Source organism: Streptomyces sp. NPDC059895, assembly GCF_042731035.1.
In the GTDB taxonomy this organism is placed as follows: Bacteria; Actinomycetota; Actinomycetes; order Streptomycetales; family Streptomycetaceae; genus Streptomyces.
Genome location: NZ_JBHWKO010000005.1, coordinates 300,753 through 323,852, shown reverse-complemented (window position 1 = coordinate 323,852; position 23,100 = coordinate 300,753). Strand labels below are relative to the sequence as shown.

General features: G+C 72.3%; 22 protein-coding genes. 17 read left to right on the top strand and 5 right to left on the bottom strand.

Annotated elements, in window-relative coordinates:
• Positions 1–7 precede the first annotated feature (7 nt).
• From ACFV9M_RS08920 to ACFV9M_RS08875, 10 genes are all read left to right on the top strand, one after another.
• On the top strand, positions 8–634 hold the full coding sequence (locus ACFV9M_RS08920) for an NUDIX domain-containing protein (RefSeq protein ID WP_385070933.1): 627 nt from the start codon (positions 8–10) through the stop codon (positions 632–634).
• 173 nt (positions 635–807) lie between these two features.
• Positions 808–2,877: a tetratricopeptide repeat protein gene (locus ACFV9M_RS08915; RefSeq protein WP_385070936.1), complete on the top strand. Its 2,070-nt coding sequence runs from the start codon at positions 808–810 to the stop codon at positions 2,875–2,877.
• A 134-nt stretch (positions 2,878–3,011) separates the two neighbouring features.
• The gene (gene ald, locus ACFV9M_RS08910) at positions 3,012–4,136 is read left to right on the top strand and encodes an alanine dehydrogenase (RefSeq protein WP_385070939.1); all 1,125 of its coding nucleotides are present in this window, start codon (positions 3,012–3,014) and stop codon (positions 4,134–4,136) included.
• A 421-nt stretch (positions 4,137–4,557) separates the two neighbouring features.
• Positions 4,558–5,694, top strand: a complete 1,137-nt coding sequence (locus ACFV9M_RS08905; protein WP_385070942.1) for a ParA family protein — start codon at positions 4,558–4,560, stop codon at positions 5,692–5,694.
• Positions 5,679–6,254 (top strand): hypothetical protein, encoded by a 576-nt coding sequence (locus tag ACFV9M_RS08900; protein WP_385070945.1) that lies wholly within the window; start codon positions 5,679–5,681, stop codon positions 6,252–6,254. The genes ACFV9M_RS08905 and ACFV9M_RS08900 overlap by 16 nt, the downstream gene beginning before the upstream one ends.
• Before the next feature lie 18 nt (positions 6,255–6,272).
• Positions 6,273–7,382: a segregation and condensation protein A gene (locus ACFV9M_RS08895; protein ID WP_385070948.1), complete on the top strand. Its 1,110-nt coding sequence runs from the start codon at positions 6,273–6,275 to the stop codon at positions 7,380–7,382.
• Positions 7,379–8,053, top strand: coding sequence for an SMC-Scp complex subunit ScpB (gene scpB, locus ACFV9M_RS08890; RefSeq protein ID WP_385070951.1), 675 nt, complete (start codon positions 7,379–7,381; stop codon positions 8,051–8,053). The genes ACFV9M_RS08895 and scpB overlap by 4 nt, the downstream gene beginning before the upstream one ends.
• On the top strand, positions 8,053–9,120 hold the full coding sequence (locus tag ACFV9M_RS08885) for a pseudouridine synthase (RefSeq protein WP_385070955.1): 1,068 nt from the start codon (positions 8,053–8,055) through the stop codon (positions 9,118–9,120). The genes scpB and ACFV9M_RS08885 overlap by 1 nt, the downstream gene beginning before the upstream one ends.
• A gap of 111 nt (positions 9,121–9,231) precedes the next feature.
• The gene (locus ACFV9M_RS08880) at positions 9,232–9,954 is read left to right on the top strand and encodes an NUDIX domain-containing protein (RefSeq protein WP_385070958.1); all 723 of its coding nucleotides are present in this window, start codon (positions 9,232–9,234) and stop codon (positions 9,952–9,954) included.
• Positions 9,951–10,973, top strand: coding sequence for an ADP-ribosylglycohydrolase family protein (locus ACFV9M_RS08875; protein WP_385070961.1), 1,023 nt, complete (start codon positions 9,951–9,953; stop codon positions 10,971–10,973). The genes ACFV9M_RS08880 and ACFV9M_RS08875 overlap by 4 nt, the downstream gene beginning before the upstream one ends.
• A 1-nt stretch (position 10,974) precedes the next feature.
• Here ACFV9M_RS08875 and ACFV9M_RS08870 read toward each other — a convergent pair whose 3' ends face one another.
• Entirely contained in the window at positions 10,975–11,403 is a 429-nt protein-coding gene (locus ACFV9M_RS08870; RefSeq protein ID WP_385070964.1) for a Rieske (2Fe-2S) protein, read from the bottom strand.
• A gap of 285 nt (positions 11,404–11,688) precedes the next feature.
• Between ACFV9M_RS08870 and aroH the strand changes: the two genes are divergently transcribed.
• The 5 genes from aroH (at position 11,689) to der (ending at position 16,658) form a co-directional block, all read left to right on the top strand.
• Entirely contained in the window at positions 11,689–12,051 is a 363-nt protein-coding gene (aroH, locus tag ACFV9M_RS08865) for a chorismate mutase (RefSeq protein WP_385070967.1), read from the top strand.
• Positions 12,048–13,133, top strand: a complete 1,086-nt coding sequence (locus tag ACFV9M_RS08860) for a prephenate dehydrogenase (RefSeq protein WP_385070970.1) — start codon at positions 12,048–12,050, stop codon at positions 13,131–13,133. The genes aroH and ACFV9M_RS08860 overlap by 4 nt, the downstream gene beginning before the upstream one ends.
• Before the next feature lie 578 nt (positions 13,134–13,711).
• Positions 13,712–14,398 (top strand): (d)CMP kinase, encoded by a 687-nt coding sequence (gene cmk / locus ACFV9M_RS08855; RefSeq protein ID WP_385070973.1) that lies wholly within the window; start codon positions 13,712–13,714, stop codon positions 14,396–14,398.
• Entirely contained in the window at positions 14,395–15,057 is a 663-nt protein-coding gene (locus ACFV9M_RS08850; RefSeq protein ID WP_385070975.1) for a lysophospholipid acyltransferase family protein, read from the top strand. Before cmk ends, ACFV9M_RS08850 begins: the two co-directional genes overlap by 4 nt.
• Positions 15,058–15,179: 122 nt before the next feature.
• Positions 15,180–16,658 (top strand): ribosome biogenesis GTPase Der, encoded by a 1,479-nt coding sequence (gene der / locus ACFV9M_RS08845; RefSeq protein ID WP_385070978.1) that lies wholly within the window; start codon positions 15,180–15,182, stop codon positions 16,656–16,658.
• Between the two features lie 68 nt (positions 16,659–16,726).
• Here the strand turns inward: der and ACFV9M_RS08840 are convergent, their stop codons facing one another.
• Both ACFV9M_RS08840 and ACFV9M_RS08835 read right to left on the bottom strand, forming a co-directional pair.
• Positions 16,727–17,131, bottom strand: a complete 405-nt coding sequence (locus ACFV9M_RS08840; RefSeq protein ID WP_385070981.1) for a hypothetical protein — start codon at positions 17,129–17,131, stop codon at positions 16,727–16,729.
• A gap of 155 nt (positions 17,132–17,286) precedes the next feature.
• Positions 17,287–18,069: a hypothetical protein gene (locus tag ACFV9M_RS08835; RefSeq protein ID WP_385070984.1), complete on the bottom strand. Its 783-nt coding sequence runs from the start codon at positions 18,067–18,069 to the stop codon at positions 17,287–17,289.
• A gap of 519 nt (positions 18,070–18,588) precedes the next feature.
• On the opposite strand from ACFV9M_RS08835, the gene ACFV9M_RS08830 reads away from it, so the two are divergent.
• Positions 18,589–19,284, top strand: coding sequence for a transglycosylase family protein (locus ACFV9M_RS08830; protein WP_385070987.1), 696 nt, complete (start codon positions 18,589–18,591; stop codon positions 19,282–19,284).
• A 132-nt stretch (positions 19,285–19,416) separates the two neighbouring features.
• On the opposite strand, the gene ctaD is transcribed toward ACFV9M_RS08830, so the two are convergent.
• Positions 19,417–21,105 carry a cytochrome c oxidase subunit I gene (gene ctaD / locus ACFV9M_RS08825; protein WP_385070990.1) on the bottom strand — a complete coding sequence of 563 codons (1,689 nt, stop codon included), beginning with the start codon at positions 21,103–21,105 and terminating at the stop codon, positions 19,417–19,419.
• A 414-nt stretch (positions 21,106–21,519) separates the two neighbouring features.
• Here ctaD and ACFV9M_RS08820 point away from each other — a divergent pair, with 414 nt between their 5' ends.
• Positions 21,520–21,735 carry an I78 family peptidase inhibitor gene (locus tag ACFV9M_RS08820; protein ID WP_385070993.1) on the top strand — a complete coding sequence of 72 codons (216 nt, stop codon included), beginning with the start codon at positions 21,520–21,522 and terminating at the stop codon, positions 21,733–21,735.
• A 148-nt stretch (positions 21,736–21,883) separates the two neighbouring features.
• On the opposite strand, the gene ACFV9M_RS08815 is transcribed toward ACFV9M_RS08820, so the two are convergent.
• Entirely contained in the window at positions 21,884–22,894 is a 1,011-nt protein-coding gene (locus ACFV9M_RS08815) for a phosphatase PAP2 family protein (RefSeq protein ID WP_385070996.1), read from the bottom strand.
• Positions 22,895–23,100: the final 206 nt, after the last annotated feature.

The following is a 23,100-nucleotide window of genomic DNA, read 5'->3' as shown; positions in this document are numbered from 1 at the left end:
ACAGGGCATGACGATCAAGGACACCCCCGAGGCATGGGAGATCCGGGCGACGGAGACCCCCTTCGTGGGCAACAAGACCTCCGTCCGCACCGACGAGGTGGTCATGCCGAACGGCTCGGTGGTCCGCCGCGACTACCAGGTGCACCCGGGCTCCGTGGCCGTCCTCGCCCTCGACGCCGACGACCGCGTCCTGCTCATCAAGCAGTACCGCCACCCCGTGCGGCAGAAGCTGTGGGAGATCCCGGCCGGCCTGCTCGACGTGCCGGGCGAGAACCCGCTGCACGCCGCCCAGCGCGAGCTGTACGAGGAGGCGCACGTCAAGGCCGAGGACTGGCGGGTCCTGACCGACGTGTACACGACCGCCGGGGGCTGCGACGAGGCGGTGCGCGTCTTCCTCGCCCGCGATCTGTCCGAGGCCGACGGCGAGCGCTTCGCGGTGGAGGACGAGGAGGCCGACATGGAACACGCGCGCGTGCCGCTCGACGAGCTGGTCCGGGGCGTGCTCGCGGGCGACCTGCACAACAACTGCCTCGTCGTCGGCGTCCTCTCCCTGGTCGCCGCTCGCGGCGGCGACGGGCTCGACGCGCTGCGGCCGGCTCAGGCGCCGTGGCCGGCCCGTCCCTTCGAGGCGTGATCGGCGGGACGCCCGTGAGCCCCCACCGTCCGGTGTGACGATCGCCTGATCCGATCGGGCGACGCCACCGCCGTGCTCCTCCCGGAACGTCGCAGAGCGTGAACTAGGCTCTGGAATCGCCCGGTCCGGAGACCCGGCGGGCTTGCGCGCGCGGTGGGACGGGAGTGTGGCCCGTGACGGAACAGGCAGTGGACACAGACGGCGTGCAGCTGTCGGGACACGCTGCGACGGAGGGCCATTTCCTGGGCCGGGCCCGGGAGTTGAAGGAACTGCGCGCCGACATCGCGCGCGCGGGGCTGGACACGCTGTCCGGGAAGAAGGCGCCCCGCGCGCGCGTGCTGCTCATCGCCGGCCGGCCCGGCTCCGGGCGCACGGCGCTCGCCGAGGAACTGGTCCGCCAGGTCGCGGACCGCTACCGCGACGGTGTGCTGCGCGCCCGCCTCGGGGAGCCGGACGGCACCCCCGTGCCCGTCGAGCGCGCCGCCCGCGAACTGCTCGCCGCCCTCGGCCTGCCCATCCCGCCGGGCGCCGGCGAGGAGGACCTTTCGGCCACTTTGCGCGAGGCGCTCGCCGAGCGGCGGATGCTGCTCCTGCTCGACGACGCGGCAGGCGCCGACCAGGTCGACGCACTGCTCCCGGACTCCCCGGAATGCCTGGTCGTCGCCGTCTCCGCGGGCCCGCTCACCGGGATCTCGGACGTGCGTCCCTGCACACTGGGCGGTCTGGACACCAAGTCCGCCCTCGAACTGATCACCCGCTACACCGGATCGGTGCGCGTCACCGTCGACCCGCGTGCCGCGGAGGGGCTCGTGGAGGCCTGCCAGGGCCATCCCGCCGCGCTGATCCTCGCGGGCGGCTGGCTCGCCGCCCGCCCCAAGGCGACCGTCGCCGACCTCGCCAAACAGATGCACGCCGAGACCGGTGACGACAGCGCCGACACCAGCCCCCTCGGCCGGGTCCTCCGGCTCACCCACGACTCCCTGCCCGCGGCCTCCGCCCGGATACTGCGCCTGCTCTCCCTCGCCCCGGCCGGCCTGGTGGACCCGCACACCGCCTCCGCGCTCGCCGGCTGCTCGATCGACACCGCCCGCACCACCCTGGACGGCTTCGTCGCCGCGGGCCTGCTGCGGGTGGTGGACTCACCGCTGCCGCAGTACGAGGTCCCCGCCTGTCTGCACCCCCTGCTGCGGGCCGCCGCCGAGACCCACGAACGCCCGGGCGAGCTCCAGCTGGCGCGCGCCCGCATGCTGGAGCGGACGGTACGGCTGCTGCAGTCCTGCCGGGCGATCACCGAGACCGACGACCCCCAGGCCCGCGGCAGGCTCCAGGGCATGCCCCGGGCCCTGCGCTTCCCGAGCCCCCGCGCCGCCGCCGACTGGCTGCGGGTGCGACGGCCCGCCCTGCTCGCCTCCGCCCGGCTCGCGGTCGCCGACGGCGAGCTGGACACCCTGGCCAGGCGGCTGATGTCCCAGCTGGTCAGGGCGATGGTCGCGCACTTCGGCACCCAGGGAGCCGCCCCCGACCTGTACGGCGTCCACCAGCTCGTCCTGGACGTCGCCGAGCGGCGCGACCTGCCCCGCGAGAAGGCCGCCGCCCTGCTGAACCTCGCCGACGTCGACGCGCGGACCGGGCGGACGGCGGACGCCCTGGCGCGGTACCGGGCGGCGCTGGACGCCGGACGCGAGGCGAACGACCCGTATGCGACCGGCCGCGCGATGGAATCCGTAGGCGGCGCGCACCAGGAACTCGGGGACTACGAGCGCGCCGCCGACTGGTTCGGCAGGGCCCTGGCCCAGCGGCTGGCCCGCGACGAGCGCGCGGACGCCGCCCGGCTGTACGGCCGGATCGCCACCGCGCAGACCTACGCGGGCCGCTACGGCGAGGCGCAGCGCGGCTGGCGCGCCGCGGCGGCCGGGCACCGCAAGAACGGCGATCTGGGCGCCTACGCCCGGGCGTTGAGCGAGCTGGCGCGGGTCCAGGAGTACGCGGGCCGCCCCGAGGAGTCGCTGCGCACCTGCCAGGAGGCGGTGGAGTGGGCGCGGCGTGCGCAGGACGTACGGCTTCAGGCCGCGCTGCACCTGCGGCTGGCCGACACCCTGGAGCACCTCGGCGACCCGGCGGCGGCACTGCTGCACCGGGGCGCGGCCGAGCGCATCCTGGGAGAGGAGGCCTCCGACAGTGATCCAGGGCCGGAACACAGCGCTAACACCTGCGAAATCCGTAGTACATCGGCTGAAGATTGATGCTTTGAAAGGCTAGACAGCGGGAACACCTTCATTAGACTGGCTCTGCCGCACGTTCTCCTGCGGTGTATCCCGGTGTGCCCGTTGCCTCCGGGTATCTGCTGCTATGCCCTACACCCTCTGAGCCAAGGACCGTGATCGACGTGAAGGTCGGCATCCCCCGCGAGGTCAAGAACAACGAGTTCCGGGTGGCCATCACCCCGGCCGGCGTGCACGAGCTGGTGCGCCACGGCCACCAGGTCGTCGTCGAGCGCAACGCCGGTGTCGGCTCGTCGATCACGGACGACGAGTACCTGGCCGCCGGCGCGCAGATCCTGGAGGCGGCCGACGAGGTGTGGGCCGCCGCCGACCTGCTGCTGAAGGTCAAGGAGCCCATCGCCGAGGAGTACCACCGCCTCCGCAAGGACCAGACGCTCTTCACCTACCTGCACCTGGCCGCCTCCAGGGAGTGCACGGACGCCCTGCTGGAGTCCGGCACCACCGCGATCGCCTACGAGACCGTGGAGCTGGCGAACCGCGCGCTGCCGCTGCTCGCCCCGATGTCCGAGGTGGCGGGCCGGCTCGCCCCGCAGGTCGGCGCCTACCACCTGATGCGCGCCAACGGCGGGCGCGGTGTCCTGCCCGGCGGTGTCCCGGGCGTGCTGGCCGCCAGGGCCGTCGTCATCGGAGGTGGCGTCTCCGGCTGGAACGCCGCCCAGATCGCCATCGGCATGGGCTTCCACGTGACCCTGCTCGACAAGGACATCAACAAGCTCAAGGAGGCGGACAAGATCTTCGGCACGAAGATCCAGACGGTCGTCTCCAACGCCTTCGAGCTGGAGAAGGCGTGCCTCGAGGCCGACCTCGTCATCGGTGCCGTCCTCATCCCGGGCGCCAAGGCCCCGAAGCTGGTCACCAACGAGCTCGTCTCGCGCATGAAGCCGGGAAGTGTCCTTGTCGACATCGCGATCGACCAGGGCGGCTGCTTCGAGGACTCCCGGCCGACCACCCACGCCGAGCCGACCTTCCAGGTCCACGACTCGATCTTCTACTGCGTCGCCAACATGCCCGGCGCGGTCCCCAACACCTCCACCTACGCGCTCACCAACGCGACCCTGCCCTACATCGTCGAACTCGCGAACAAGGGCTGGGCGGAGGCGCTGCGCCGCGACGCCGCGCTGGCCCGGGGCCTCAACACCCATGACGGCAAGGTCGTTTACCGCGAGGTCGCCGAGGCGCACGGCCTGGAGCACGTGGAACTCGACTCGCTCCTCGGCTGAGCCCGCCCGCCGAGCACCTCGCCGCACGGCCAAGTCACCTTTTCGTAAAGGCGATACGTCAACTCGGCGCGTCAACCGCGCGCACCCGGCCGGACCTTGCCCGACAAGGTCCGGCCGGATGTGTGTATGGTCACTTTGCGATGCTCGGACAACTCGCCTCGAACGTAACTGTTCGACCGATTCGCACCCCGGTGAAACCTGCTGTGCGACGGCCGTACGCCCTTGACAGCGGGATGTTTCATTGCCGACACATCGGGCCGGGTCCGGCGGATTGTGTTGCTGCGGACGCCCGACACGCCATAGAGTCGCCGACTGTCGGCATGGTGCCACGCTGACCTTGTCTAGAAGTTTCCTGGTCACCAAGGAGGTAAGACGACTTGTGAATGAGTCGACATTTGCTCCCGGGGGTGGTCAACCAGGAATGCCTACGCGGGGCCCGGGCTCCACGGGGCTCGAGGCTGTCGGCTCCGTCGCTGTCCGAACCTTCGCAGCCCATCAGAGCCAGAGAAGCCCCCATACGGCTCTGTCAGCACACCAGAGCATGGATGGCCATTACGTGAACGCCATGGCCGGCGACGGAAGTGGCGCGCCCCACAACCACTTCGCCGACTACGACGAACTGCCCGACGGGCACTTCTACGACCCCGACGCCGAGTACGAGCCCGACCCCGAGTACGCGGCCACGCTCGCGCCCGACGCTGCCCGCCAGCGCCGCGAGCGCATCGGCCCGACCGGTCGCCCGCTGCCGTACTTCCCGATCCCGGGACCGCTGACGAACCACGGTCCCGCGACGATCATCGCGATGTGCAACCAGAAGGGCGGCGTCGGCAAGACCACGTCGACCATCAACCTGGGTGCCGCGCTCGCGGAGTACGGACGCCGGGTGCTGCTCGTGGACTTCGACCCGCAGGGCGCGCTGTCGGTCGGTCTCGGCGTCAACCCGATGGAGCTCGACCTCACCGTCTACAACCTGCTCATGGAGCGGGGCATGTCCGCGGACGAGGTGCTCCTGAAGACGGCGGTCCCCAACATGGACCTGCTGCCCAGCAACATCGACCTGTCCGCGGCCGAGGTCCAGCTGGTCTCCGAGGTCGCCCGCGAGTCCACGCTCCAGCGCGCCCTCAAGCCGCTGATGGACGACTACGACTACATCGTCATCGACTGCCAGCCCTCGCTCGGCCTGCTCACGGTCAACGCGCTGACCGCCGCGCACAAGGTGATCGTCCCGCTGGAGTGCGAGTTCTTCGCCCTGCGCGGTGTGGCGCTGCTGACCGAGACCATCGAGAAGGTCCAGGAACGGCTCAACCCGGAGCTGGAACTCGACGGGATCCTGGCCACCATGTACGACTCGCGCACCGTGCACAGCCGTGAGGTGCTCGCGCGGGTCGTCGAGGCGTTCGACGACCACGTCTACCACACGGTCATCGGGCGCACGGTCCGCTTCCCGGAGACCACGGTCGCCGGTGAGCCGATCACCACGTACGCCTCCAACTCCGTCGGTGCCGCCGCCTACCGCCAGCTCGCCAGGGAGGTGCTCGCCCGGTGTCACGCCGAGTGAGTCTGCCGGGGGCCGACGAACTCTTCCGTACGACAGGGGGGACGGCGCTCCAGTCGTCCGCACCCCGGCGCCAGGCCAACGGCGAGGCCCGGGTGCCCGCGCCGGCGGGCGAGAGCGACGCGGTGGCGGCCGCCTCCGGCGAGGACACGCCGCCGGCGGTGCCCGCGCAGGGCGGCGACGGCGAGGGCGCCGAGCACGTGGCGGCGGACCCCGAGCGGGCCGACGCCGGTGAGTCCCGCAGCCGGACCGCCGGCGCGGAGCGTGCCGCGCGGCGCCAGGAGGCGCCGGAAGGCTCTGCCGCGGCCGCCCAGCCGCGCAAGCGCGGACGGTCGTCCGCGCGCCGGCCCAGCGGCCGGGAGCGGCACGACGAGAAGATCACCGTGTACGTGTCCGCCGAGGAGCTGATGGACCTCGAACACGCGCGTCTGGTGCTCCGCGGTGAGCACGGCCTCGCCGTCGACCGCGGCCGCATCGTCCGCGAGGCGGTCGCCGTCGTCCTCGCCGACCTGGAGACCCGCGGGGACGCCAGCATCCTCGTACGACGGCTGCGCGGGCGGTAGCGGTAGCCTGCGGGGGCCATGACCTCGAAGGACGCTCCCGCTCCCGGCTCCGGCCCCGCAGCCGGTGGCCGTCGGCGCGCGCTGGGACGCGGACCGGGGGCGAACGCCCCGCGGGCGGAACCGGCGACGGGGGCCGCACAACCGCCCGTACCGCCCGTGCTGGTCGACCCGGTCGCCCCGCCGGAGCCCGGGGCCGCGCCCCACAGGGAGACGGCGGCCGTCGCGGAGGACACCGCCGCGGACACCGCCGCGGATGCCGGAGCGGATGCGGACGGGCGGCCCGGGGCGGTCGGGGCGGACGCCGGTGCGGCAGTCGCCGGCGGGGTCTTCCAGGTGCGGCTCGCCAACTTCGAGGGCCCGTTCGACCTGCTCCTCCAGCTGATCTCCAAGCACAAGCTGGACGTCACCGAGGTCGCGCTGTCGAAGGTCACCGACGAGTTCATGGCGTACATCCGGGCGATGGGGCCTGACTGGGACCTCGACCGGACGACCGAGTTCCTGGTCGTGGCCGCGACGCTGCTCGACCTGAAGGCGGCCCGGCTGCTGCCGCAGGCGGAGGTCGAGGACGAGGCGGACCTGGCGCTGCTGGAGGCCCGCGACCTGCTGTTCGCCCGGCTGCTCCAGTACCGCGCGTACAAGCAGGTCGCCGACATCTTCCACGGCAGGCTCCTCGAGGAGGCCCGCCGCCACCCCCGTACCGTCGGCCTGGAACCGCACCACGCCGAACTGCTGCCCGAGGTGGTCATCAGCATCGGCGCGGAAGGGTTCGCGAAGCTCGCGGTCAAGGCGATGCAGCCCAGGGCCGAGCCGCAGGTGTACGTCGACCACATCCACGCGCCCCTGGTCAGCGTGCGGGAGCAGGCCGGGATCGTGGTCGCGCGGCTGCGCGAGCTCGGTGAGGCCAGCTTCCGCACGCTCGTCGAGGACACCGGCGACACCCTCACCGTCGTGGCGCGCTTCCTGGCCCTGCTGGAGCTGTACCGGGAGAAGGCCGTCGCCCTGGACCAGGAGAGCGCGCTCGGCGAGCTGCTCGTGCGCTGGACGGGCGGGGACGGCGACGAGGCACCGAGGGTGACCGACGAGTTCGACCGGCCGCCCGAGGGGCCGGAGAAGGAGAGGAAACCGTGAGCGAGGAGACCGCCGGGGTCCCGGCCGCGACGGGCACCGTCGCGGACCTCGACCTCAAGCCCGCCCTGGAAGCCGTCCTGATGGTGGTGGACGAGCCCGCGACCGAGGAGCACCTCGCGAAGATCGTGGAGCGTCCGCGCCGTCGGGTCGCGGACGCCCTGCGCGAGCTGGCCGACGAGTACACCGTGCAGCGGCGCGGCTTCGAGCTGCGGTTCGTGGCGGGCGGCTGGCGGTTCTGCACCCGCGCCGAGTACGCCCCGGCCGTCGAGCGCTTCGTCCTGGACGGGCAGCAGGCCCGGCTCACCCAGGCCGCGCTGGAGACCCTCGCCGTCGTCGCCTACCGCCAGCCGGTCAGCCGCAGCCGGGTCTCCGCGGTGCGCGGAGTGAACTGCGACGGTGTGATGCGCACCCTCCTGCAGCGCGGACTGGTCGAGGAGGCGGGCACGGAACCCGAAACAGGTGCGATCCTGTACAGGACGACGAACTACTTCCTGGAGCGGATGGGCCTGCGCGGTCTGGACGAGCTCCCGGAGCTCGCGCCCTTCCTCCCGGAGGCGGAGGCGATCGAGGCCGAGACCCAGGAAGGCGTACCGTCGTTCGATCCGGACGCCCCGGAGCCGGACGACGGTCCCCCGACGGACATGCCGATTAGGACAACGACGGAACTTTGATGCGAAGCAGCGGCAGCGGTAGCGGCAAGAGCGGTGGGCGCGGTAACTACCGCGGGGCCGGCAACGACAGGGACCAGAAGCAGGGCCAGGGCCGTCCCCGCAAGCCCCGCCCCGAGGAGCGCCGCTACGACGTGGGCCCCGGCGCCTCCCCGGACGGCCCGAAGGCGGGGCGCGGCGGCGCGGCCCGAGGCGGCGCCAAGGGCGGGCCGAAGAAGCCCCAGCAGGGCGGCCGTACGGCTCCGGCGCGCTCGCGCGAGTACGAGACACGGGCCGAGGAGCGCAACCGCGAGCGGTACGCGGGCAAGAAGGACATCAAGCTGCCGAAGACCTTCCCGGGCGCCGAGCAGGAGGGCGAGCGGCTGCAGAAGGTCCTCGCCCGCGCGGGCTACGGCTCCCGGCGCGCCTGCGAGGAGCTGATCGAACAGGCGCGGGTCGAGGTCAACGGCGAGATCGTCCTGGAGCAGGGCAAGCGGGTCGACCCGGAGAAGGACGAGGTCAAGGTCGACGGCCTGACCGTGGCGACGCAGTCGTACCAGTTCTTCTCGCTGAACAAGCCCGCCGGTGTCGTCTCGACGATGGAGGACACCGAGGGCCGGCAGTGCCTCGGCGACTACGTCACCAACCGGGAGACGCGGCTCTTCCACGTCGGCCGGCTCGACACCGAGACCGAAGGCGTCATCCTGCTCACCAACCACGGCGAGCTGGCGCACCGGCTGACCCACCCCAAGTACGGCGTGAAGAAGGTCTATCTCGCGCACATCGTCGGCCCCATCCCGCGCGACCTGGGCAAGAAGCTCAAGGACGGCATCCAGCTGGACGACGGCTACGCGCGCGCGGACCACTTCCGCGTCGTGGAGCAGACCGGCAAGAACTACCTCGTCGAGGTCACCCTGCACGAGGGCCGCAAGCACATCGTGCGCCGCATGCTGGCGGAGGCCGGCTTCCCGGTCGACAAGCTGGTGCGCACGGCGTTCGGCCCGATCACCCTGGGCGACCAGAAGTCGGGCTGGCTGCGGCGGCTGTCGAACACCGAGGTCGGCATGCTGATGAAGGAAGTCGAGCTGTAGGGCGCCGCGCCCCGCGGAGCGGCCGGTCCGGGCGACCCCGGACCGGCCGCTTTCTTGTGCCCGCACCCCCGAAGGTTTATAGTCGTCAAGACTATTAAGGGGGTGGGGTGGATGCGGGGCTACGACAAGTACGCCTTCGAACCCTTCGCCGTCACCGTCGACCTCGCCGTCCTCACCCTGCGCGCGGGCGCACTGCACGTCCTGCTCGTCGAGCGCGGGCAGGAGCCGTACGCCGGCCGGTGGGCACTGCCCGGCGGGTTCCTGCTGCCGGACGAGTCCGCCGAGACCGCGGCCCGGCGCGAACTCGCCGAGGAGACCGGCCTCGCGGACGTCTCCGGACTCCACCTGGAACAACTGCGCACCTACAGCGACCCCGGCCGCGACCCGCGGATGCGGGTCGTCTCCGTCGCCTTCGCCGCGCTCCTGCCCGACGCGCCCGAGCCGTACGGCGGCGGCGACGCGGCCCAGGCCCGCTGGCAGCCGTACGACCACGTGCGGGCGCTCGCCTTCGACCACGACCGGATCCTGGCCGACGCCCATGAACGGGTCGGCGCCAGACTCGAGTACACCTGCCTCGCCACCGCCTTCTGCCCGCCCGAGTTCACGCTCGGCGAGCTCCAGCAGGTCTACGAGACCGTGTGGGGCACGGGCCTGGACCGGCCCAACTTCCGCCGCAAGGTGCTCGCCACCCCGGGCTTCGTCGAGCCCGTCCCCGGCGGCGCCGCACGCCTGACCGGCGGCCGCGGCAAACCGGCCGCCCTCTACCGCGCCGGCACCGCCACCACCCTCCACCCGCCTCTGCTGCGACCGCTCCGGGAAGGACGCCCCGCATGACCACCACCACCGTCAGGAAACGCGCCGCGACCGGGGCCCTGGTGGGCCTCGCGCTGGGGGACGCGCTCGGGTTCCCCACCGAGTTCCACGACGTTCCGTCGATCCTCGCCAAGTACGGGCCGTGGCGGCGGATGGACCTGCCGGCGCGCGCCTTCGTCTCCGACGACACCCAGATGACGCTGGCCGTGGGACGCGCCCTGCGCACGGCCATGGACCGCGGTCTGCTCGTGCCGGAGCGGCTGGAGCAGCCGCTGCGCGGGGAGTTCGTGGACTGGTACCGGTCGCCCGAGAACAACCGGGCCCCGGGCCGGACCTGCCTGGCCGCCTGCGACCTGCTGGAGGACGACGCGCGCCGCTGGCAGGACGCCAGCCAGATCCACTCCAAGGGCTGCGGCGCCAACATGCGCGTCGCCCCCCTCGGCCTCGCCCCCGGCCTCAGCGACGAGCAGCGCGCCGGCGCCGCCCAGCTCCAGGCCGCCCTCACCCACGGCCACCCCACCGCGCTCGCCGCCTCCGACCTCACCGCCCACGCGGTACGGCTGCTCGCCCAGGGCGCCGAGCCGACGGGGCTGGTCGGGCTGCTGCGCTCGTACGCCCTGGAGAACCGGAGCCGCTACCACGAGCGCTGGCTCGGCGACCTGTGGACCCGCGGCCAGGACCCGACCCCCGAGCACTTCATCACGCGCGGCTGGGACGAGTGCCTGGCCGTCCTGGAGCGCCTCCGGGATGCCCTGCGCGCCCCCTCGCCCGAGACCGACCCCTGCCTGGCCACGGGGGAGGGCTGGATCGCCGAGGAGGCCCTGGCGACCGGTCTGCTGTGCTTCCTGCTCTTCCCCGACGAGCCGGTCACCGCCCTGCGCCGGGCCGCCTGCTCGTCCGGCGACTCCGACTCCGTCGCCTGCCTGGCGGGCGCCTTCGCGGGCGCCTACGCCGGAGCCGAGGCGTGGCCGACGGAGTGGGCGGACCGGATCGAGTACGGCGGGGAACTGGTGACCCTCGGGGCGCTCTGGGACCTCTGACCTACGCCAGCACGATGCTGTCGCCCTGGACCGTGATCTGCTCGGCGGGCAGGGGGCTGGTCGCCGGGCCGCCGGTCGGCGCGCCGTCGGAGATCTTGAAGCTGCTCCGGTGGCAGGGGCAGTTGATGGTGCCGTCGGCGACGCTCGCGACCGTGCACCCCTGGTGGGTGCAGACCGCCGAGAACGCCTTGAAGTCCCCTTCGGTCGGCTGCGTGACGACGATCTTCTCGTTCGTGAAGATCTTGCCGCCGCCGACGGGGATGTCGGCCGTCCGCGCCAGCGCCCGGGCGTTGCCCGAGGCCGCCGGGGCGGCCGGGGACGTGGTGGTGGACGCGGAGCCGCCGTTGTCGTCGTTGTCGCTGCAGCCGGCGGCGAGCGCCGCCGCGCCCGTCGCGAGGAGAACCGTCCGGCGCGAGGCGGTGTGGGTCATGTCGTCACTCCGAGGGTGCGAAAGAACCAGAGGTGAGGAGGCCGGCCGGCGGTGTGCGGCACGGACGGCCCCACGGCATCGGCGATGTGGGATCGGCGATTCAGGAAAGACTGCCACACAACACTCCTTCACCCTGTCTGATCCACGCCCGGCGTGCGGCGGCGTACCGAGGCGTCGTCCCTGCGCACGCCGTCTCAGCGGGCGGTCGCGGCGCACCGCCGCGGCCCGGCCTGACTACGCTGGACGCGAAGAGCAGGAAACGTACGGGAAACAAGGAGCGGTGCCGTGGCGGTACGAGCGGTCCGGGGAGCGGTCCAGCTGGAGCGGGACGAGGCCGGACACATGGACGAGCAGGTCGGGTCCCTGCTCACCGCCATCATGGAGCGGAACTCCCTCGGCGCCGACGACCTGATCAGCATCTGGTTCACGGCCACGCCCGACCTGCACAGCGACTTCCCGGCGGCCGCGGCCCGCAAGCTCGGCATCGTCGACGTCCCGCTGATCTGCGCCCAGGAACTCGACATCCGGGGCGCCATGCCGCGGGTGGTGCGCGTCCTCGCGCACATCGAGTCCGACCGGCCCCGCGCCGACATCAACCACGTCTACCTCGGTGCCGCCGCGGCCCTGCGCAAGGACATCGCCCAGTGAGGACCGCGCTCGTCATCGGAACCGGGCTCATCGGCACCTCCGCCGCCCTGGCCCTCGCCCAGCGCGGCGTCGTCGTCCACCTGGACGACCACGACCCCGAACAGGCCCGTACGGCGGCCGCGCTGGGCGCCGGCACCGACGAGGCCCCCGACGGCCCCGTCGACGTCGCGATCGTCGCCGCCCCGCCCGCCCATGTCGCCGGCGTGCTCGCCGACGCCATGCGCCGGGGAGTGGCCCGCGGCTACCTCGACGTGGCCAGCGTCAAGGGCGGGCCGCGCCGCGAGCTGGAGGCCCTCGGCCTCGACCTCTCGGCCTATCTCGGCACGCACCCCATGTCCGGCCGCGAGAAGTCCGGACCGCTGGCGGCGAGCGCGGACCTCTTCGAGGGCCGCCCGTGGGTGCTCACGCCGACCCGGGACACCGACACCGAGGTGCTCAACCTCGCCCTGGAACTGGTCTCGCACTGCCGGGCCGTCCCCGTCGTCATGGACGCGGACGCCCACGACCGGGCGGTCGCCCTGGTCTCCCACATGCCCCACCTGCTCTCCAGCCTGGTCGCCGCCCGCCTGGAGCACGCCGAGGAGGCCGCCGTACGGCTGTGCGGCCAGGGCATCCGGGACGTGACCCGCATCGCCGCCTCCGACCCCCGGATGTGGATCGACATCCTGTCCGCGAACCCCGGGCCGGTCGCCGACCTGCTCACCGACGTCGCCGCCGACCTGGAGGAGACCGTCAAGGCGCTGCGGGCCCTGCAGTCCGCCGACGAGGACAAGCGCCGCACGGGCGCCGACGGCATCGAGGACGTCCTGCGCCGCGGCAACGCCGGGCAGGTCCGCGTCCCCGGCAAGCACGGGTCCGCCCCGCGGGTGTACGAGGTCGTCGCGGTGCTGATCGACGACCAGCCCGGGCAGCTGGCCCGTATCTTCGCCGACGCGGGGCAGGCCGGGGTCAACATCGAGGACGTGCGGATCGAGCACGCGACGGGGCGGCAGGCCGGTCTGGTGCAGTTGATGGTCGAGCCGAAGAGTGCGGTGGTGCTGGCGGCGGCGTTGCGGGAGCGGGGCTGGGCGATCCGGCAGTAGGCGCACTGTGGCAGGGGCGCGCCCCGCCGCGGGCGCCTGCTGGGGGCTGCCGCCCCCAGACCCCCGCTTCGGCCCTGAACGGGCCTCGTCCTCAATCGCCGGACGGGCTGGATATGCGGGCCTGCGCCGGGAAGGTGCCGTAGGACGGTGGGATGTGTCGGCCTCCGCCGGGAGGTGCCGTACAGCGGCAGGATGTGCCCGCCACCGACGGGAAGGTGCCGTAGGACGGCGGGATGGGTCGGCCCCCGCCGGGAAGGTGCCGCAGGGCGGCGGGATGTGCCGGCCCCCGCCGGGAGGTGCCGTACAGCGGCGGGATGTGTCCGCCACCGGCGGGAAGGTGCCGTAAGGCGGCCCGGATGCGCCGGTCTCCGCCGGCGGGTGCTGTACGGCTGTCGGAAGCGTCGGCCTCGCCGGGAAGGTGCCGTACGGCCGCCGGAGGTGCCCGCCCCCGCCGGGAAGGTGCCCCGCGGTGCGGTCGGCCGCTGTGCGGCCGGACGAGTGACCCGCACCCAGTAACCTTGTGCGGGGCGCAGTGTCGCCCCGCAGCCCACCGCCTCGCACCAGGAAGGTGTCCCCCCGTGGAAAACGGCGCCGCCCAGCCCGTGATTGTCGCCATCGACGGCCCCTCCGGCACGGGCAAGTCGAGCACGTCGAAGGCCGTGGCCGCGCAGCTCGGCCTGAGCTACCTGGACACCGGGGCGCAGTACCGGGCGATCACGTGGTGGATGGTGCACAACGCGATCGACATCGAGGACCCCTCGGCGATCGCCGCCGTCGCGGGCAAGCCGGAGATCGTCTCCGGGACCGACCCGGTGGACCCGACGATCACGGTGGACGGCACCGATGTGTCCGGCCCGATCCGCACCCAGGAGGTCACCTCCCGGGTCAGCGCGGTCAGCGCGGTCCCGGAGGTGCGGACCCGGATCACGGAGCTCCAGCGGTCGCTGGCGGCCTCGGCCGAGCGCGGGATCGTCGTCGAGGGGCGCGACATCGGCACCACCGTGCTGCCGGACGCCGACCTGAAGATCTTCCTCACCGCCTCGCCCGAGGCCCGCGCCGCCCGCCGCAGCGGCGAGCTGAAGGGCGCGGACGTCAACGCCACCCGCGAGGCGCTGATCAAGCGCGACGCGGCCGACTCCTCCCGCAAGACCTCGCCGCTCGCCAAGGCGGACGACGCCGTCGAGGTGGACACCACCGAGCTGACGCTGGCCCAGGTCATCGAGTGCGTCGTCACCCTCGTCGAGGAGAAGCGGGCCGCGAAGTGAGCGAACTGCCTTCCGAGCGGGGCGCGGAGGTCGGGCGGCGCATCGGCGTCGGCCTGATGTACGGGCTGTGGCGGCCGCGGGTGCTGGGGGCCTGGAAGGTCCCGGCGGCCGGCCCGGTGATCTTCGCCGTCAACCACTCCCACAACATCGACGGCCCGATGGTGATGGGCGTGGCGCCCCGGCCGACGCACTTCCTGATCAAGAAGGAGGCGTTCGTCGGCCCCCTCGACCCCTTCCTGACCGGCATCGGGCAGCTGAAGGTGGACCGCGAGACCACCGACCGCACGGCGATCACCCGCGCGCTGGGCGTGCTGGAGAGCGGCGGCGTCCTGGGAATCTTCCCGGAGGGCACCCGGGGCGAGGGCGACTTCGCCTCCCTGCGCGCCGGGCTCGCCTACTTCGCCGTGCGCAGCGGGGCGCCGATCGTACCCGTCGCCGTCCTGGGAAGCTCCGAGCGGCACGGACGGTTGATGAAGGGGCTGCCCCCGCTGCGCTCCCGCGTCGACGTCGTCTTCGGCGACCCGTTCGAGGCGGGCGACGGCAGCGGACGGCGTACGCGCAAGGCGCTGGACGAGGCGACCGAGCGCATCCAGAAACACCTGGCCGCGCACCTGGAGCACGCCAGACGGCTCACCGGCCGGCGGACGGCCGGGGACTAGCGGGCAGCGGGCCGGAAACGCCGGGCACCCGCACGGGCGCCGGGCGACACTGAGTAGTGGATCAACCGGGGAAAACGGGCGGTCCACCGACCACCACGAATGAACGACGAGGTACGGACTTCATGAACGACCACATCCAGCCCGACGGCTCGGACGCCTTCGAGCACGATCACGGGGCGCTCGGCGACGCCGAGTACGCGGAGTTCATGGAGCTCGCCGCGGTAGAGGGCTTCGATCTCGAGGACGTCGAGGGCGCCATCGAGGCGGCCGGTCACGGGCCGCTGCCCGTGCTCGCCGTCGTCGGCCGCCCGAACGTCGGCAAGTCGACCCTGGTCAACCGGATCATCGGGCGCCGCGAGGCCGTCGTCGAGGACAAGCCCGGCGTCACCCGGGACCGCGTCACCTACGAGGCCGAGTGGGCGGGCCGCCGCTTCAAGGTCGTCGACACCGGCGGCTGGGAGCAGGACGTCCTCGGTATCGACGCCTCCGTCGCCGCGCAGGCCGAGTACGCGATCGAGGCCGCCGACGCCGTCGTCTTCGTCGTCGACGCCAAGGTCGGCGCGACCGACACCGACGAGGCGGTCGTCCGCCTGCTGCGCAAGGCCGGCAAGCCGGTCGTGCTCTGCGCCAACAAGGTCGACGGCCCGAGCGGCGAGGCCGACGCCGCCTACCTGTGGAACCTGGGCCTGGGCGAACCGCACCCCGTCTCCGCGCTGCACGGCCGCGGCACCGGCGACATGCTGGACGCCGTCCTGGAGGCGCTGCCGGAGGCGCCCGAGCAGAGCTTCGCCACGGCGGTCGGCGGCCCCCGCCGTATCGCGCTCATCGGCCGTCCGAACGTCGGCAAGTCCTCGCTGCTGAACAAGGTCGCCGGCGAGGAGCGCGTCGTCGTCAACGAGTTGGCGGGCACCACCCGTGACCCGGTCGACGAGCTGATCGAGCTGGGTGGCGTCACCTGGAAGTTCGTCGACACGGCCGGCATCCGCAAGCGGGTCCACCTCCAGCAGGGCGCCGACTACTACGCCTCGCTGCGGACCGCGGCCGCCGTCGAGAAGGCCGAGGTGGCCGTGATCCTGATCGACGCCTCCGAGAACATCTCGGTCCAGGACCAGCGCATCGTCACCATGGCCGTCGAGGCGGGCCGCGCGATCGTCCTCGCCTACAACAAGTGGGACACCCTCGACGAGGAGCGCCGCTACTACCTGGAGCGGGAGATCGAGACCGAGCTCGCCCAGGTCGCCTGGGCGCCCCGGGTGAACGTCTCGGCGCGCACCGGACGGCACATGGAGAAGCTGGTTCCCGCGATCGAGACGGCCCTGGCCGGCTGGGAGACCCGGGTCCCCACCGGCCGTCTGAACGCCTTCCTCGGGGAGCTGGTCTCGGCCCACCCGCACCCGATCCGGGGCGGCAAGCAGCCGCGCATCCTCTTCGGCACCCAGGCCGGCACCAAGCCGCCGCGGTTCGTGCTGTTCGCCTCCGGTTTCATCGAGGCGGGCTACCGGCGGTTCGTCGAGCGCCGGCTGCGTGAGGAGTTCGGCTTCGAGGGCACCCCGATCCACATCTCGGTGCGGGTGCGCGAGAAGCGCGGCAAGAAGAAGTGACACGACGTCCGGAGGGCGGCACCCCGTTGCGGGTGCCGCCCTCCGGACGTCCTGCGAACCGCCGCGTCTCACAGGCCTCTTCGCGGCGCCGGGGGCAGGGCCGCCGGCACGTGGTGCGTTCGCGAGGGCGCGTGCTGCTGGCCCACCGGCCCGAGCGGCCCGACCCGCTGCCACTGCGGCTGCTGCCCGAGCCCGCTGCGCGCACTGTGAGCGCCCGCGCTGTAGGCGCTGTAGGTGCTGGTGTACGAGCTGCTGAACGACCCCGTACCGTGCGGAATGTTCCCGAAGGCCGTGAACCCCAGATCGTCCTCCCCGCTGCGGTCCCCGGGCAGTGAACGGAACGACTTGACGTACTCGGCGTAGAGCGCGTCGTAGATCGGCGTGGCCGAAGGGCCGCCCTGGGGTTCGTGTACCGGCCGCGCGGACGGGAGCGACTGGTAGGCCTGGCGGCGCGGAACGTCGTAGGTGTGCACGTATGTCCAAACGAGGCCGGACGGGAAGGGATGCGGCCGGGCGGCGCCCCGACGGAGCGCGGCACTGTGCCGGTGTGCGGCCCGCCGCGTGGGCGCGACGGGCCGCGGACCACCCGCGGCCGCCGATCGCCGGCGGCTCCCCGTCGCGGTGGTGCTCAGGTGCCCGCGAGGGGCAGCGCCGCCCCGACCAGCTTGCCGCCCGCCGCCGCCCTGTCCAGCGCGTCCCGCAGCAGGTCCTCCCGCGGCTGGCGGCCGATCGACCCCACCGGCGCCGCGAACATCAGCACCTGCTGGTGCTTGTTGGCGGCCGCCCGCCAGCCTTCCGTCACCTGGAGCGGCTGGTGCGCCTGCCACCACGCGACCGGCTGACCGCCGCCCGCCGAGGGCTGGAGCACCGCGTGCAGCTGCCCCATCGCCAGCAGCACCGACCAGCCGTGCTGCACCGGCGGCACCTCGGACAGCTCGGTCAGCGGCATGAAGCCCTGCTCGATGAGGAGCGGCAGGAAGTCGTCGCCGGCGCCCGTCGTGCCGGGGCGCACGATGGGGGCGGTCGGCTCCACGACGAGGGCCGGGTGCAGCTCTCCCGCGATCAGGACGAGTCCGCTGGTGACGCCCAGCACGGCCTGCTCGGGCACGACCTTGTCGGGGTCCAGGTCGACGGTGTCGCCGCTGATGGAGCGCACGGCTCCCTGGAGCTGCTCCTCGGTCACATGGACGACCTGGGAGGGCAGGCAGGTGGCGTGGGCGAAGGCGAGGACCGCGGTCTCGTCCCCGATGAACAGGACGGTGCTGGTGCGCTCGTGCTCGGAGTCGCCCGGGGTGCGGCAGGACGTGCAGTCGTAACTGCCCGGGGCGTTCTCTCCGGCGAGCAGCCGGTTGGCTTCTTCGTCGCCGATCTCGGCGCGTACCTCGTCGCTGACGTCGAGCATGCGCGGCACGGGTGACTCCCTCGGAATGCGGTGCGTTGGCGGGACCGGGTGGCTCCCGGCTCATGAAGAAGACAACGGGCGATCTGTGGCCAGGGTCACGCTGCCCGGCGAACGTAATCGCATCGCCCTGCGCGTACGGTCACGACCTGCGCGGAATCGGGCACTCACGGTCAAGTCAGAGGCGCCGTACGGAAGTTGGTTCCGTGAGGTGGGCCACAGCCGGTCGGGGGTGCTGGTCGACAAATCCCGAAATCGGCGCATGAAGTGGGTGGCCGGATTTCGTCGCTACCGGCGGTAACAGGCAACTGGCCTGGGGGAACGGGAAGTTGCTTGATAACGGTTCGTCAAAATCCCTACATTCCTCCGCCGTGTGCACAGAGCACCGCTCGGGTACGTCCGCCGGCCGCGCAGAGCCAGACACCGCGCAGCACGACCGCCGGCGGACGGGACGGAGCACGGCGACCGCGCGACCGCGCGGACGACCGCGCCCCGTTCGGGGGGAGCCCGGGTCCGTAGAGAGGGATCTACATGTCCGAATGTGCCGACAACAGCCGCATCGACAACCGCGTCGACAACCGCGTCGACACCCGCGCCGGCAAGGCGCGGACCACGGCTGTCCTCACCGGGGCGGCGCTCCTCGCCCCCCTCGGACTGCTGGCCGCGACGGGCAACGCCGCGGCGGCGGACAGCGGGGTGTGGGACCGCATCGCCCAGTGCGAGAGCGGCGGCAACTGGCACATCAACACCGGGAACGGCTACTACGGCGGGCTCCAGTTCTCCGCCTCCACCTGGCGCGCGTACGGCGGCACCGCCTACGCGCCCACCGCCGACCGGGCCACCCGGGCGCAGCAGATCTCCGTCGCCACCGAGGTCCAGCGGGCGCAGGGGTGGGGCGCGTGGCCCACCTGCTCGGCGCGGGCCGGGGCGTCCGGCGGCGCACCTGACGCTCCCTCGTCCGGCTCGGGCTCCAGCGGGTCGGGCTCGACCGGGTCCGGCTCGTCCGCCGGAGGCTCCGCGGAGACGTCGGCGAAGGCGTCCGGCCGCTCGGCGGACCGCGTCTCCCGCGGCGGCTCCGGCGGCGACTACACGGTCCGCGAGGGGGACACGCTCAGCACCGTCGCCGCCCGGCACGGCACCACCTGGCAGCGGATCTACGCCGCCAACCGGGCCGCCATCGGCGCAAACCCCGACCTGATCATGCCGGGCCTGCGCCTGAACCTCTGACCGGGCTCCGCGCCGACGGCCCCACCCGGTGCAACCGCCGGGTGGGGCCGCCCGCCGTCGCGGGGGACCGGCCGGGGCGCGGCCGCTCCCCGGGCCCCTTCCCGCACTGCGTGCGGTCCGTGCCCGGGACGGTCAGGACGATCCGCGGGCCTGGTGCTTCTTCGGCTCGGGCTGCGGGATCTCGGCCGCGTACTCGGGGTGGTGCAGGTCGAACGCCGGGGACTCCGAGCGGATCCGGGGCAGCGCGGTGAAGTTGTGCCGGGGCGGCGGGCAGGAGGTCGCCCACTCCAGGGAGCGGCCGAAGCCCCAGGGATCGTCGACCTCGACCTTCCGGCCGTACTGGGCGGTCTTCCAGACGTTGTAGAGGAACGGCAGCGTCGACAGGCCGAGCAGGAACGAGCCGATCGTGGAGACGGTGTTCAGGGCGGTGAAGCCGTCCGCGGCCAGGTAGTCCGCGTACCGGCGGGGCATGCCCTCCGCGCCCAGCCAGTGCTGCACCAGGAACGTGGTGTGGAAGCCGACGAACAGCGTCCAGAACTGGATCTTGCCGAGCCGCTCGTCGAGGAGCTTGCCGGTGAACTTCGGCCACCAGAAGAAGAACCCCGCGAAGATCGCGAAGACGACGGTGCCGAAGACGACGTAGTGGAAGTGCGCCACCACGAAGTACGAGTCGGTGACGTGGAAGTCCAGCGGCGGCGACGCCAGGATCACCCCGGTCAGACCGCCGAGGAGGAAGGTCACCAGGAAGCCCGTCGCCCACAGCATCGGCGTCTCGAAGGACACCGACCCCTTCAGCATGGTGCCGGTCCAGTTGAAGAACTTCACCCCCGTCGGCACCGCGATCAGGAACGACATGAAGGAGAAGAACGGCAGCAGCACGGCGCCGGTCGCGAACATGTGGTGGGCCCACACCACCACCGAGAGGCCGGTGATCGCCATCGTCGCCCCGACCAGCGTGAGGTAGCCGAAGATCGGCTTGCGGCTGAAGACCGGGACGATCTCCGTGATGATCCCGAAGAACGGCAGCGCGATGATGTACACCTCGGGATGCCCGAAGAACCAGAACAGGTGCTGCCACAGCAGCGCGCCGCCGTTGGCCGCCTGGAACACCTGCGAGCCGAACCGCCGGTCCGACTCCAGCACCAGCAGCGCCGCCGCGAGCACCGGGAACGCCATCAGGATCAGGATCGACGTGAACAGCGTGTTCCACGTGAAGATCGGCATCCGGAACATCGTCATGCCGGGCGCGCGCATCCCGATGATGGTGGCGATGAAGTTGACCGCGCCGAGGATCGTGCCGAACCCGGCCAGCGCGAGGCCCATGATCCACAGGTCCGGCCCGAGGCCGGGGGAGTGGGCGGCGTCGTTGAGCGGCGCGTAGGCGAACCAGCCGAAGGCGGCCGGTCCGTCCGGGATCAGCAGCGAGCCCAGCACGATCAGCCCGCCGAACAGGAACAGCCAGTACGAGAGCATGTTCAGCCGGGGGAAGGCCACGTCCGGGGCGCCGATCTGCAACGGCATCAGCTCGTTGGCGAAGCCCGCGAAGCTCGGCGTCGCGAAGAGCAGCAGCATGATCGTGCCGTGCAGGGTGAACAGCTGGTTGAACTGGTCGTTGTCGACGAGCTGGAGTCCGGGCCGGGCCAGCTCGGCCCGCATGATCAACGCCATCGCGCCACCGACCAGGAAGAACGCGAACGACGTGATCAGGTAGAGGTGGCCGATCTTCTTGTGGTCGGTGGTGGTCAGCCAGTCGACGACCACCCGGCCGCCCCGCCTGGCCCGTACGGCTCGTGCCGTCGCCGGTACGGTCTCCGTCCCCATCGCCACCCCTTCGCTCGTCGCCCCCGGCCCGCCGCCGCCCGCGCCGCACGGGTGCCCGTCGGTCGCCGCCATGATGCTCGCGCCGCCGCCCGCGCCGACAGGGGGCGTGCGGAGGTTGTGTGGGGAAGCCGTGCATTTCCTATGGAATGCGAGCTCTCGCGGTGCGGTGCGGGAGGGGAATGGAACGGGTTCCGGGGACGGTTCTCCGGGAACTTTCCGACGGGTTATTCGAGGGGTCCGGGCGACACGCGGGAATTACGTTCGAATGCGCGCGGAAGGCGTAGTGAACCGCTCGTACGTGTGACGGACATACACCGAAACGCCTGTCGTGGTCCTGTGACAGAAGTGTGACCGGAGTGATCCACATCTCGGTTCCGGGTTCCGGGGACGGCCTCCTCGGCCTAGCGTGGCGGTATGGCACCGATTCCCACTCCGCAGGCGGAGCCCCAGGACGATCCGGACGGATATGTCGGCCTCGAGGCCGCGCGCGCCGAGCGGCTCGCCCGGGAACGGGGGTGGTCGACCGTGCGCTCGCTGGAGCCCGGGACGGTCATCACCATGGAGTACCGGGTGGGCCGGCTGAACTTCGAGGTGCGGGGCGGGCGCGTCAGCCGGGCCTGGAAGGGCTGAGAGTCCTCACCGGGCTTCCCGCGTGCCCCCGTCGCGCCTCCCGCCGCGCCCGCCGCGCGCGACGAGGAGGGCCCCGGTTCCTGTCTCCAGGAGCCGGGGCCCTCCTCGTCGCGGGACCGGTCTGTGCGTACCGAGGTCCCGCGGCCGGTCAGCCGCCCGTCAGCGGGCGGGCCGTGGACGTGGTCGTACCGCGCGGCAGCCGGTCGGAGTGCGGTGGGCGGCGGCTGCCGACGGGGGTGACCGGTGTGCGCTCCGAGCGGACCGTGTGCGGGCCGGGGGCGAGGTAGACCGGCGCCCGCGGGGAGCGGGCCGCGGTGGTCTCGTCCTGGGTCGTGGCGCGCGGCTTGAGCGACACGGGCACCGGGACCGGGGCGGGCGCGGGCGCGGGCACCGCACCGGCGCGGCGGTCGCGCCAGTGGTCGCGCAGGGTGAGGATCCACGCCTCGGCGCGGGCGATCAACGGCTCGAACCAGGGCAGCGCCAGCAGGATCAGCAGGCCGGCGGCCCAGCCGAGGACCACGTCGCTCAGCCAGTGCGTACCGAGGTAGACCGTGGCCAGGCCGACGCCGAGGGAGGTGACCGCGGAGAGCGCGGACAGCCAGCGGCGGGCTCTCGGGGTGGAGGCCAGATAGGCCAGGATCCCCCACGTCACGACCGCGTTGGCGGTGTGGCCGCTGGGAAATATATCGCCGCCCAGCCCCATCTCGTTCGAGCCGATGGTGGTGGCGTAGTGCGGTCCGAGGCGGCCCATGCCGATCTTCGCGGCGCCGACGCTGAGGTTCAGCAGCAGCAGTGAGGTGCCCAGGGTGAGGAGCGGGCGCAGGGTGTGCTGGCGCCAGGATCTCCAGCCGAGCCAGGCGGCCACCATCACGGCCGTGGGGCCGCGCTGGCCGAGGACCACGTAGTAGTCGACGAACCAGTGGATCTCCGACCACTGCTGGTACGGCCGGAAGAACATGACCTGCCAGTCGAGGCGGACCAGCCACGAGGTGATCACCACGAGCCACACGATCGCCAGGTAGAAGGCGAAGGTCGCGGCGAACAGCGCGACCCGGTGCCTGCTCATCCTCGGCACATCGATGTGGGTCGGCCGTTCCGGCTCGCGGTCGAGCCTGGCGAACACCCGGTCCAGACGGGTGAGGTTTTGTTCGGTACGCACCCAATCGACGTTACAGCGAGTGAGCTCAGTTCCCGGCCGAATCCACGGCTTTGTGATGACGATGTGATGTGGGATTGCTCTCAGGGCGGCACTTATTCCTCCGGATTCAGCAATCCGCCTGCGCCGATCCCTTCAATTCCTTTGATCATTCTGGGGGGCAGTTTTAGGGAACTTATGAATGGGTTCACCGAATGGCGGACCCTCCA